This is a genomic window from Peptostreptococcus porci (assembly GCF_009695815.1).
GTDB lineage: Bacteria > Bacillota > Clostridia > Peptostreptococcales > Peptostreptococcaceae > Peptostreptococcus > Peptostreptococcus porci.
The window spans coordinates 84,430-97,861 of record NZ_VUNE01000005.1; the positions used below are offsets into that span (position 1 = coordinate 84,430).

Sequence of the window (13,432 nt, forward strand, 5' to 3'; positions counted from 1 at the left end):
CCCTCCTTAGTAACCTTCTGTAATTCTCCTATGTCTGACATAGTCGTTCCACCTGTCATCCCCTATAAATTCTACCAGTTCTCCGAATAGCTGATAGAATGCTGTCAATTCTCCACTCTCCATCTATTTCCTCCTCACAGAATAAAGACCCATCTGCATATATGGTGTATTCCATACTTTACCCACATTACGTCTATTAGATCCTCTACTGCTGAAATTATGCTACTGCTCATATCTATACCTCCTAAAATGGCACGTCATCATCATTAACCACATCAAACTCACTAGGACTAACTACATTGCTCGGCTCAAACTTTGGTCCCTCAAAATTCTCACCTTGGACACCAGACTTCTTAGCAGACTCCAGCGATTGAATATTTCTAGCAGCGACCTTCGTAAATGATCTATTATTTCCGTCATCAGCCACATATTTATCGACTCTAATACTACCTTGTACAGCCACCAGTCTGCCCTTGCCAACATAGTTAGCTGTATACTCAGCTGGCTTGCCCATTATCTCGCAAGGAATAAAGTCAGTTGTTGTTGACCCGTCCCTATTCTTATAATCTCTATCAATGGCCAACGTGAATGTTGTTACCGGTGTGCCAGAACCAGGTATATACCTTAACTCCGGATTCTTAGTCAATCTTCCTACCAATACTACATTGTTCATCTTCACCCTCCTGAAATAATTCTTCTAATATTCTCCTTTGCCCGCCCTTATAAATCTACCTCAACACTTACATACATCCTGTAATCAGTCGAATCATCCCTTTTCACATCTTTAATTTTCGATGCTTTAGGAATACTTTCGCAACTCTCATGCAATTCCTTTATAGCAACCTCTATATAATCAGCCGCCATTTTCCTAATATCCCAAGTCCTCTTAGCTTGAGTCACTCCGCCAAACATTTCAAAATCCGGTATATAAATAATCCAATCTTTTTCAACTTCTCTCGCAACAATAGGATATGTAAATACTTTTTTCATGTTTACCTCCTAACCAAATCCCCAACTTCAACCTGCTTAAACTTATCTTTATCAACCGATATACATATACGCTCATCCGTACTATCCATGAAAGATTTATTTATTGAAGACATAACACCTACTACAATACTGTCATGGCAAAATGAATTAAAATCTATGGGTAAAACAAATAACACTATTAATATGTCAACAGAAATATTATTTAGTATTTACCAGTATAACTGTAAAATGCATAATAAACAATACAACCCTGTTCAGGCAATCGAAAGATTAGAAGTTGATAAAAAGGAAATGCAAATCTGGACATTGGAAGAATTCAACAAATTTACTGCATTGTTATCATCCTATGAACAAGTTATAGCTTTTAGAATACTTTTTTTCAGTGGTATAAGATATGGAGAATTACTAGGTCTTACAGTGCAAGACATACATGATGATTACATAGATATTAATAAATCATATGATTATAGAGATAAGGTCCATGTTAAAACTAAAAATAAACAGTCTGTACGAAAGGTATATATACCTAAATTTATCATGGAAGAAATAAGAGACTATATCTCTACTTTTTTTAAACCAACCCCTACTTTAAGACTTTTTCAACACTCAACAAATACTTGGTTACAAAGTCAGATGAAACGCACATGTATTAAGCATAACCTCAAACATATAAGAGTACACGACCTTAGACATTCGCATGCTAGCATGTTGATTAATAATGGTGTTGATGTATATATAGTATCAAAAAGATTAGGTCATAAAAATATACTTACAACAATAAATGTATATGCTCATCTATACGAAGAAAGAGAATCAGAAGTCCTAGAAGTCTTGGACTCATTGATAGATAACGTATAGACAAAAGTAATATAAAGTAAATTTTGCTACCAAAATGCTACCAGCTAGGCGATTAACCTAGCTGGACATATTGGTATTAATATTATTTAGCTGTTATTGCTGCCATTGTAATATAATTATACGGCTGGTTGAAGTGAGGCAAGAAGAATATATCTAAAAGAGCTAATCTTTCTATAGTCACTTTTTCCTGAATTGCTAGAGAGAACATATGGATTCCCATAGACATATCGTATTCAGATGCCATCTGAGCACCAAGAACAACTCTAGTCTTCTTATCATAAACTATTCTCAATTTAACACTTGGGTTTGAAGTTTCGATGAAAGCTGGTTTCTGAAGATCTTCAAAATCAGTGTATCCAACTTCGATTCCAAGCTTTTCTGCCTTTGCTACAGTTATACCAGTAGAAACCATCTTTAAGTCATAAATGCTTATACCGTTTGATCCCTGTACACCAATTGATTCAATTTCAGTACCTGCAGCATTATGAGCAGCAACGATACCACTTCTAACTGCATTTGTTGCAAGCGCTATATAATTTCTATCATCTATTGTGTTATCATAAACAGTTGCACAATCACCTATAGCATATACATCCTTTATGCTAGTTTCCTGCTTTTTGTTTACAAGATAAGCACCATTTCTGAACAATTCCAAGCTATCTTTTCCTAAAGCGTTGTTAGGTCTGAATCCTATTGATAGAATAACCATATCCGCCTTTATTTCTTTCTTATCAGTTACTACTGCAGTAACCTTTCCATTTTCACCCTTGATTTCTTGAACAGCCTGTCCAAATTCAAGATTAATATTATGATCTTCAAGATTTTTCTTCATAAGAGAAGTAAATGGTTCATCATAGTATGCTGGTAAACATGTATCGGCAATATCAACCATTGTTACATTCTTTCCATGTCTTTCAAATGCCTCTGCTAATTCAACACCTATGTATCCAGCACCTACAACAGTAATATCTTTTATTTCAGGATTTTCTAATTTCTTAATTACCTCTGCAGCATTCTGGTATAATTTAACCTGCTGAACGTTTTCTAGGTCCTTACCAGGAATTGTAGGGATTATTGGAAGAGATCCAGTAGCCAATATTATCTTGTCATAAGAATCTTCTACTTCTGTTCCATCTGATAAAGTAACATACACTTTTTTGTTTTCGAAGTCTATCTTGTGAACATCTGCTTCCATATGCACTTTTGCACCCATTTCTTCTAGAGATTCTTTTGTTGCATAGAATAAACCTTCTGCTCCAGAAATCTGATTTCCTATCCATAATGCCATACCACAGCCCAAGAATGAAATATTGTTATTCTTGTCATATACCACTACTTCATTTCCTTCATAATTCCCTAAAATCGTTTTGATTGCTGCTGTACCAGCATGGTTAGAACCAACAACTATAATCTTGCTCATAATAAAACCCTCCGTTTAAAAAATAATTAATAATATGTATTTTTTGTCTTCACATATAGTGTTTTGGAAAGCAAACTTTATAAACCACGAAAAACATGGCAAAGAATTCAATGTTGTTTTTATATTAACACTAAAAATTCACATAACAACTCAAAACCACTTTGCGAAAACCTTCTCACTTACTTGATACCCCGTAAAAATATAAATAAACATTTTTTTTCGTTAATTTTTAATATTTTTTTAATTATCAAAACTACTAAAGAAAAACTTTGAATTATGTTTGATATCATCAAATGTATTTACCATATAATATCACTATCTTCTAAACCATCTCACTATTATTTAATTAGCACAATTGATACAATAAAATTTGGCTTGTCATGTTTTATCTCAATTCTACCATTGTATTTATTTACTATATCTTTTACAGATTTTAAACCAAATGCCGCCTCTTCGTGCCTTGTAGATACAAATTCTTCGCCTCGTTTAATTATAATATTGTTAAATTTATTTGAAACTCTTACAACAATGATATTACTTGTCCTTTTTGTCAGTATTATTTCAATACATCTATCATTTATTGGCATATCTAGTGAAGCTAGCAGTGAGTTTTCCAGTAAATTGCCAATTAACACGCATAGATCCATTTCCTCTACAAGAATGTCACTATCAAAATCTATTTTAAATTTGCATATTATATTATTTTCGACAAAATTGTTTTCGTAATGTGTTAAGATAGCATTCAGCGGCAAACATGATGTAAATTCCCTGATTGCTGTAGGCATTGAATCAATATATTTTATTACATATTTTTTCAATTCTTCATATCTCTTTTCCTCAATCAATTCATTTATTACTATCAAATGATGTCTAAAATCGTGCTTCATTCTTCTATTATTCATAATAAGTTCATTTAAGTTATTATACTGCTCTGTCTGTATTTTGAGCATAATGTTTCTTTCCTCAGTTTCTCTGCTATTTTTTACATATCTCGCTATATCGTAATACAAACAGTATATAATAACTGTAACAATAAATAATACTAAAAGCGAAATAATATATATCAACATTGACCTACCTATCCACATATATGAATTATAGTAAGGTACAACAATAAATGAAATTAAAGTGACAATTGCAGGATATAAAGTCATCATTTTCCAAACCCTTTTGTCCCTAAATTCATACATAAAATCCTTTAAATAACCCTTCAGTGAAAAATGCAGAACAGCTAGCATTAGAATTTCAAAAAATATTCCTGAACCGTGAACATCCATACTCTTAGTAACGAAAATATCCGACTTCGGATGTAAAAAAACGTCCAAAACACGTTTAAAGAGGAAACTGAAACCATAAATCAAAGTACAAGAGAAGACAAGAAAAATAAATGGGTAAAACCCTAAATCAACTGCCTTTTTATACATAACAACGAAAATAATAATTGAGATAACAACTGTCAGTAAGTTCTGATATGGTGGTCTTACAAATATTCCACAAGCATATATATCAACAAATAATAATATTATTGTAATTATACTTTTTTTAACTAATTCAGCTCGTGATACAATTATGCGTTCTTTTATAGAAACCAAAAAAAACATCATTAATATAGCTATAGAAATCAACTCCACAGAAAAAGTTTTGATAACTTGTACATATATAGGCATACTATTATTTTGTAAAGAAACTAGAAATCTTATGTTATCCATATTTTTTCTCCTCCTTCTTCTTTTCATACTTATATATTAACCGTTATTGCATCTATTTGTTCAATAGATAAAACTGATAATCATAAAATTCACCAATAATAGAAGCTCGTCCTCTACGTCTTATAGGAAACAATTTATTATCAATCATTACAAAATAATCCTTATTTATTGTTTTTACATAATTCATGTTTAGCAAAATTCCTCTATTACATAAAATAAAATTATTATATATTTTTAAAATTTCATGAATATCGGAAAATTTTATTCGATAATTCTCATTGCTACAATTTGAAAAATAAATGTTTGTATATTTATCATTAGATAACACATACATTATTTTTGAAGCTTTAATATTTATCTTATTTTTACCTGAAAAAAAGCTAATAAGATCATCTTTTTTAGCCAATTTTTCAATTGCGCTAATAATATTTTTCTTTACAGAGTCAAATTCCAAATATTCTTTCCTTATATAATTAAAACATATATGAGTTTCAATAGCTCTCCACACATCTTCTTGACTGGTTGTGACAAAAATCATAAGTGATGTATCATTATTTTCTATGAATTTTCGTGCGTAATATATTCCATCTTTATTTTCATCACAAAATTCATTTAAATAAATATCCATAAACACTATGTTATACTTATCTTCGTACGAAGACTCAATGAAATTTTTACCATTAGAGAATGTAAATAATTCCATTTCAATGTTTTCTTCTTTTTGGATTAGAACCAAATAATCTACTAACTTATCAATGTCACTTTTATTGTCATCTACAATAGCAATTTTAATCATAGCTTTACCTCTCAAGCATATATCTAAAAACTAATAATATTATACCAAAAAAAATAAAAATTCTTCATCAATTATTAGGTTGAGAAAAAATAAAGTACTATCTCTCTGCTCTGATTTGAGGTCATTATTGTTATAAATTATACATTTTTTTCTACAACTTATATTATAGACTATTTAAGAACCCACAAAAGCAGGTTCTTAAATAGAATAAAATCTTCATATTTTAATTGGCTAATAAGCACTAATATTTTTTCAATTCTAGTACAACATTATCAGGAATATACTTTCTTCCACCAACTATAGTAAGTTTTTCTATTAATGAATTCTTAATATAGTTTGTAATAATCTTTGGGGCATATTTACTGCATGTCAATAATATCGGAGCATCATATCTACCCGCAACTGGACCTATTACAAGTGCATCTGAGAAAACTTCTCCTGATGCTATAAATGCTTTTCTAGAATTAGAAAACTTTTTCTTTGATATTAACATGGATGTCTCGTAGCGATCTTTACCGCCGATCCTTTCATATACATTTGGTAAGTTTCTTTCTGTTATTTGTGAAATAGTGTTAAATCCACCAACTACAAAAGTATTTCTTATTTCAAGATCAGCTAGTGCATTTTGAACCATATCCGGAACTTTATTTTTCTTAATTAATAATATTGGGTAGCCTTCTCTGGCTGCGAATGAACTGATAGCTAGTGCATCAGGAAATACTTCGCCTGATGCTATTACTGCCTTATTTTTCTTTCCTGTAATACTTATTACTTTTCTAGCAACCTGCTCTGAAGTTCCATATCTATCCAATCCGCTTATTCTTTCTACACCATTTTTATCTATTTTTTCTAGCTCATTTTTGACATTATTAGATACTGAATCAGTTCCCCCTACTATTATTATTTCTTTAGCCTCCAACCTAAGTATTTCCTGTCTTACACGCTCATCTAATTTATCTTTTGGCGTTAATAAAATTGGAGAATTTAATAATTTTGATAATACTGTCGAAGTAAGTGAATCCGGGTACAGATCAGATCTAGCAACTATAACGGTATTTGCTTTACCAAAATATTTCTTTGATATTTCAATTGCAGTTTCTATTCTATCATCACCATCTACTCTTTCAACGTATTCTGGTTTAGAAGGATTAGATGGTTCTGATGGTATTTCTGAGTTTGTTTCTTTCTTATTATTGATTACTTCTATTTTTCTTGCATTCTCTTTTTTTGATAAAACAAACATACCATCTGAAGTTTCAACTTTATCGACATTATATGAAGGAACATATGACTTTATGTCTACTTCTTCAACCTTGTAACTACCAAAATAAAGACCATTCAAATCTATAGATTCACCATCAGCAAGTTCTACAATTTTTAAGAATCCTACAGGACCCGATATTTTAATTTTAAATTTAGTACCTTCAATTGAATTTGATGACGAATTCTTTTTTATTTTTTTAGTCAAACTTAATTTTCCAAGTTCTTTTTCTTCCTTTAATGTGTTTCTCAACTCAACTTTATTGTTTTTTACTTCTTTTTGAAGAACTAAATTCCAGTTATCATTGTTAATATCGTTGTCTTTGAATGACTCCTTAACAACAAAAATATAAGGATTTCCATCATTATCTACTTTATCAATATTTTCCCATTTAGCATTTAAATTTTCGCCATTGATTAATTTTACATCAGCGTTTGGTACAAGTTCTTCATCACCATCAACTATATGTCTATATAATGTAATATTGACATTTGGCTTTGGTATATTTTTATTCTTAACATCTTCCCAAATTTTTGTAACTTCTATCGAAATATTTTCAGGTTTGACATATGTATTTGTAATTACATTGTCTGCCTGAGTAACTTTGTATTTATTGTTGCCGACAACCATAAACTCTTCACCATCTATATTGGTAGTTCCCGCCTCTTTAACCGTATATATGAACTCTTTTCCATTACTATCAAAGGCTGGTACAGACCACTTGTATTCAAATTTATTACCTGTTACATCACCATCGGGAGTAATTGTAGGTGATAAATTGGACACTAATTCAGGATTATTTTGTCCGACAACTCGTCTATATAAATTAAGTTTCACTTTTTTATGGTCTTTTATATTTCCTCCAACCCATTTTTTAGTAGCTGTAATTATTTTAGAGCTATTAGGAACATAAACATTTGTGAAATCAATAACTTGACCTTTAGATCCACCCTCAAGCACTTTATAAAGTGAAATTGTAACTTCTTTATTTTGTTCACCAGGTTTTGGCAAATACGGGGAAGCCGAATCAAGATCTTCACTAACTTTGTATGTAGTGAATCTCATTTTATGAGGAATTGTCGATATTTCGCCAGCTTTAACTTCTTGAGTCCAATTATGTTCATTTTCATGACCACTTATTACACCTTTTTTTCTAGTTATATTTATTTTAAATACTCTATCTGGAAAATCATCATTTGACAACATTCCACTTTTTACATTATTAGATGCTTCAATATTTTTTCTTATACTTATAACTGCTCTTGCTTCAGATTCTTCTGTATTATTAAATACTGGATCAATTCTAGTTCCATCCTGATTTTTAGGCACTGTTAAATTAAGTGCTTTACCAACACCACTAGATGGAGCATCTGAAAATATCGGAGATACAACTCCTGTAATGCTAAAATTGCTATAATATGTATCTACATCAAATTCAAGTGACTTAGCACCATTCAAGTCATTTTCGTAAACTTTTGCCTTCTTTGACTCATAAACTAAATAATCCTTACCTTTTTCTATATTATTTAATATTCTATGTTCACCTGGTCTTAAGTAGATTTTTTCAACAACAGAATTATCCGCCTTTTTGACAATATCAAAACAGAATTCCCTTAGATCACTATCTGCTACTGAACCACCAACATTATCAGTTACATTTTTATTAAGTACAAACAAAATTGGTTTGATTCTTTTTTCTGGAAAATCTATATTTTTATTTACTCCACTTTTATCTTTATATTTCAAGCTAACCTTACCAAGAGGAGAAATACCGTTTTCAGGATTATTATTCTTTAAAATATTATCATCTATTGTAAATGGAAATTCTACCCATGCAAATTTTACACCAGGATAATTATTTTCATCTAATGGTGATGATATTGTTCCAATTTTCCATTTTGGCTCTCCATTAATAATTTCAACCTCTGTTCCAGTAGAATTATTTATTTTGTTAACATCTATTTTTTTAGGTAGCAAGAATCCCTTTGAGAAGTTAACATCAACCCTAGCTTCATTAGTCGCTTTAACAATTTTACTAGCTATAGATTCAAAAACTGGTGTCAAATCATTTATGTTTTGAACTTCATAAAATGAATTTTTATCACTAGCCATCTTTTTTAAAACGGAACTACCAATTTCATCTGTTTGAAGACCTATTGTAAATAATTTATCAATTTTATCCACATTTTTGGCAAAATCCGCTTCCGCAATAGTCGAATTACAATGATTATATAGCAAATCAGGATCTGAACTAAATATACCACTTTTTCTAAATATATCATACATATATCTACCATTTCCTACCGATTCAGTTTTAAACTCAGATTCTGGAATATCTGAATTAGTAGCCAATCCGTTTTTTATCCATCTTTCGAAAATTCCATAAGATGCTTCTACACCGCTTACTTTTTCCGTAGCATATAAATCAGGATTATTTATCGCGTAGCTATAAGTTGGTATTCCGTCAGACAGTAAAACAATATACTTTTTATTTGAATTCGAATTTTTCAACATTTCTCTTGCCTGTCTAAGACCAACTTGTGAGAAAGTACCATCTTTAGCAGTAATAGCATTTATTTTGTTCTTTAGAATATTCTTATCCGATGTAAACGAATTTTCTACTTTTGCATCACGACTAAAGCTTACTATTCCAATTTGTGTTGAATCCGAATTATTATTCAATACTCTATCAACAAATGCATTGGCAGCTTCTTTTGCTTTAGCAAGTCTGTTATTGTCGTTCATACTCCCCGATTTGTCAATTACAAGGACTATTTTAGAAGTATTTACAGTATCTCTAGCTGAAACCAATAGCCTTATTGATCCCCTGTTTGCAAAAATAGGATCCTCTACAATAATAGGCTCATATACCTTTACATCACCTGGATTTGGCAAATCAGAAATAGGATTAATTGTTTTAGAGACCCAATCTGGAACGCCCTCAACTACACTTCTCGATGTATTCCTGATAACTCTTCTACGTACCATATTTGACTCAAAATTCCCTGTTTCAATAGTACCATTTGGTTTTTCATTACTTATGACTCCATCATATCCCATCGAAACTTTATTGGTGCTATTTGACGTTTTTTTCAACGTATTACTTTTCGTATCAGCATTGTCATTATAGATAATTTCATTTACTATCGTTGTCTCATCATTTTTATTTTCTGCATATGATAAATAAGTCAATGATGATTGAGCCAACATAGAAAGTACAAGTACAATCAAAAATACAAAACGTTTTAAATTACATTTTTTACCCACAAAATTTCCTCCAATCTTTTTCACTATTCTTTTGTTGTATTTTTAAACTGCTGTCTCAAAATCCCCCCTTTATCAAGAAAATAATATTAAAAAATATGGATTTTTCCTTCTAATACATAATATCATTATTTGTTTTTCATGTTGCTTATTTGTCGTCAACGGCTTGATTTTGTCGTAAATGAACAAAAAATAAAATTAGTAGATCTGCTTTTTTAAAAAAATAGATTCAAAACTTTTATCTATTAAGATTTAAACTCAGTAAAATCGCACAAAAAAAGACTTCACATTCAAATCATAATTCAAAGAATGTAAAGTCTTTAATTTCAGACTATCATCAAACAATAGTCCAATTACTAGCTTTTTGTATATTTATTTTTGTATTTCAATTTTATATCTATTTAATAAAATCATTTTTCTTCAAGCATTCCATAGCTGCATCAAGCTTATCTGGGGCAATCATTACTATCGGTCCTGTACAACCCATTCCACTTTCTGCGTATATTCCATCCTTCCAAAGAGCCTTTACAGCGTCTTCAAGATCAAGAATATCTACTCCTGCAATACCTTCAGTAACTACTTCCTTTGGTGGAGCAACTACCTCTTCAACAGCTTCTTTAGGAGCTTTCTTAGACTTAAGTTCAGCAAACTGCTTGTCTAGGCCACAAGATATTGCCTTCTTATATTCTTCTCTAGCAACGACATTAACCTCACCCTTAGCTATATCAAAGGCATATTTTAATGCGTTTGCTACAACAGGAGTACCACTTGCTCTAGATAAAATTAGTACTCTTCTATCATAGTTTTCACCAATACCTGGTCCGTATCCAAAGCCTTGTGCTTCAAAATCACCACCAGTATTGAAAGAAGAGAATACCTTCATCAATAAGTTTCCAGTTAATGTATCTGTTACCATTACATCTGGAACACCTATCAATAAGTCGTTTCCTCTCATCACAGAACCACCATCAGCTCTCATTGATTCTGCGAAATCGAAATCATAACCATTTTCCTTTAGGCTCAACAATACTTTTTCAACCTGTCTAGCACCATCTAGATTTAGAATACCAACAGTTGGTTTTGCAATGCCACAAGACTTTGCAGTTGCAATACCGTAAATGGCATTTCTCACCATTGCCTCTACTCTGTCAGTAGCTGAAGTACCTGTAGTTGTAGCCAAATACATTTCACGACCTCTACCTGGAGTAACAACTCTACCTACTGTAGAAACGCCTATTGGAAAATTGTAGTGCATTGTTACACAAGCATCGATTTCTTTAGAATCTAATAGCTGTTCCATGACTTTGTACATTTCATCTTCTGTTTCAGTTTCATAAGAAGTGAATCCTTCTGCACCTTTACCGATCAAAACTATTTCAAAGTCACCCTTATTGGCAAGTATTGCACCATTAATAAGATTTTCAGAACCATGTTCGCTTCCAAGAGTAGTTAAGCCTACTTTTATTTTCTTTCCAAAATTACCACTTTCAATTGCATCTGCAACTTCAAGTAGAACATCTGATATAAACTTGTTAGACATATTTCCTACCCCCTATTCTTCTATCATATTTAGGGCAATATTTCTCATTGATTCTGCTATTATCTTTCTTATTTCATCCTTAGAGATTGAAGAACCTGCTTCTTCTTCAACACCTGGGTTTCTCTCAGCAATTAGTGAAAGACCATCAAATAGATTAGTCATTCTACCTAAGAACAAACTACCCTTACCAACTATCATTGCTCTATTCTTATCACCTGTTGTCAAATCGTCGATTAAGAAACCAACATATGGAACACCAGATGGAATATGCCCCTGAGTTGGAGCCCAGCCTGGAAGACCACGCTTTGCGATAAAATCTTTTAATTCTTTCTTTTCTATTTCACCTCTAGTTGCAGCAAGAGCCCCTATCATCTTGTAGTTAGCTTCTGGCACATTACCTGCACCTGCTGGCTTCGTAATATCAGGATTTTGCATTTCCACTGAAAATACGTCTACATCAGGTATCTTTAATCCAGCTTTATCTAATCCCTGAGTGATTAATGCTGTCATAACTGCCTGTGGAGCAGATCCTGTTCCAACAGTATGTTTTCCAACTAGATCAGTTCTTATTATTGGGTTAACACCATCGTTTTCAGAAACTAATACTGCAAATCCACCAACTACGTCTTCAAGAACTGGCAAGCCCTTCTTAACATGGTCTTTTGCATTCATACCCAATTTAGCTGAAGCACCACCTGCAACAACTACAACGTTCTTATGAACACCAGCTTTTACTAAAGCCGCAGCATTTGTCAATGCATGAGCTGGACCAGCACAGAACCCTCTTGTATCTGAACCAGTTGCATTTACAAAGCCTACCATTTCAGCGATAGATTTAGCGAAGTTACCTCCACCTCTCTGATTCATATCACCACAAGCTTCTTCTGAGCACTCAATCACATAATCTATATCTTCAAGATTAACACCAGAGCTTCTCACAAGTTCAATAGCTGACATAACACCTGAAGCCTTCACAACAAGGTTTTCAAACATAGTATGTGCATTTAAGTTAACATCTACATCATGAGCTCTCTTCACATATCCAACCAACTTATTATCATGGTATAGACCTTGAGCCACATGCCCGTTTATTAATTCCTGTGCATCAGAAATATCACTACCCTTTAGTAAGTGGAAGAATGACTGTAATTCTGGATAATTTTCTTCCAATGCTGGTCTTACAGCAGAAACAAATTCTTCTGAAAGCTTAACAAGTTCAAAAGCATCTGAAATCTGCATCAAAGCCAAAAATTCATCTTGAGGAGCTATCTGTCCAAATTTACCTTTTCTTTCACCTTTGTGTTCTATTTCACACCATGGAAGCTTTTTATCTTCCAAAAATTCAGGTCTAAGGTTTCCTATATAAACCTGATTTGGTAAGTAGTTCACTACTTCTTCGTAGCTTCTGATTTTACCACCAATTTCTTTTAAAAATTCTGAATCCGGATTAATTTCCTGTTCTACTGTACAAGTCGTACCGTTTCTGACAATCATATCAGGAGTATGAACTAGAACATATCCTGCACCTTTGAATACTGGGAATGACATTGTATTACCTCCAATTTAAAAATAATTTATATACCAATATTGGTAC

10 protein-coding genes are annotated in these 13,432 nt (G+C 32.0%); 1 reads left to right on the plus strand and 9 read right to left on the minus strand.

All coding sequences use genetic code 11. From position 1 onward, the window contains the following. Positions 1 to 244: 244 nt before the first annotated feature. From FYJ71_RS09105 to FYJ71_RS09930, 3 genes are read right to left on the minus strand one after another with little or no spacing between them, the layout of a single operon-like run. Positions 245 to 673 (minus strand): single-stranded DNA-binding protein, encoded by a 429-nt coding sequence (locus FYJ71_RS09105; RefSeq protein WP_154538558.1) that lies wholly within the window; start codon positions 671 to 673, stop codon positions 245 to 247. A gap of 47 nt (positions 674 to 720) precedes the next feature. Then, complete coding sequence (locus tag FYJ71_RS09890; RefSeq protein ID WP_195836930.1) at positions 721 to 990, minus strand: type II toxin-antitoxin system HicB family antitoxin; 270 nt, start codon at positions 988 to 990, stop codon at positions 721 to 723. Between the two features lie 2 nt (positions 991 to 992). Further along, entirely contained in the window at positions 993 to 1,166 is a 174-nt protein-coding gene (locus FYJ71_RS09930; RefSeq protein WP_207707230.1) for a hypothetical protein, read from the minus strand. 115 nt (positions 1,167 to 1,281) lie between these two features. On the opposite strand from FYJ71_RS09930, the gene FYJ71_RS09895 reads away from it, so the two are divergent. Further along, the gene (locus FYJ71_RS09895) at positions 1,282 to 1,848 is read left to right on the plus strand and encodes a site-specific integrase (protein ID WP_195836931.1); all 567 of its coding nucleotides are present in this window, start codon (positions 1,282 to 1,284) and stop codon (positions 1,846 to 1,848) included. Between the two features lie 82 nt (positions 1,849 to 1,930). Here the strand turns inward: FYJ71_RS09895 and nox are convergent, their stop codons facing one another. The 6 genes from nox to grdC form a co-directional block, all read right to left on the minus strand. After that, positions 1,931 to 3,268 (minus strand): H2O-forming NADH oxidase, encoded by a 1,338-nt coding sequence (gene nox, locus FYJ71_RS09115; protein ID WP_154538560.1) that lies wholly within the window; start codon positions 3,266 to 3,268, stop codon positions 1,931 to 1,933. Between the two features lie 338 nt (positions 3,269 to 3,606). Continuing rightward, on the minus strand, positions 3,607 to 4,977 hold the full coding sequence (locus FYJ71_RS09120) for a sensor histidine kinase (RefSeq protein ID WP_195836932.1): 1,371 nt from the start codon (positions 4,975 to 4,977) through the stop codon (positions 3,607 to 3,609). Positions 4,978 to 5,029: 52 nt separating this feature from the next. Then, complete coding sequence (locus FYJ71_RS09125; protein WP_154538562.1) at positions 5,030 to 5,773, minus strand: LytR/AlgR family response regulator transcription factor; 744 nt, start codon at positions 5,771 to 5,773, stop codon at positions 5,030 to 5,032. Positions 5,774 to 6,014: 241 nt separating this feature from the next. Next, entirely contained in the window at positions 6,015 to 10,301 is a 4,287-nt protein-coding gene (locus FYJ71_RS09130) for a cell wall-binding repeat-containing protein (RefSeq protein ID WP_154538563.1), read from the minus strand. Positions 10,302 to 10,695: 394 nt separating this feature from the next. Continuing rightward, positions 10,696 to 11,838: a glycine/sarcosine/betaine reductase complex component C subunit alpha gene (gene grdD / locus FYJ71_RS09135; RefSeq protein WP_154538564.1), complete on the minus strand. Its 1,143-nt coding sequence runs from the start codon at positions 11,836 to 11,838 to the stop codon at positions 10,696 to 10,698. Positions 11,839 to 11,850: 12 nt separating this feature from the next. After that, positions 11,851 to 13,386: a glycine/sarcosine/betaine reductase complex component C subunit beta gene (gene grdC, locus FYJ71_RS09140; protein ID WP_154538565.1), complete on the minus strand. Its 1,536-nt coding sequence runs from the start codon at positions 13,384 to 13,386 to the stop codon at positions 11,851 to 11,853. Positions 13,387 to 13,432: the final 46 nt, after the last annotated feature.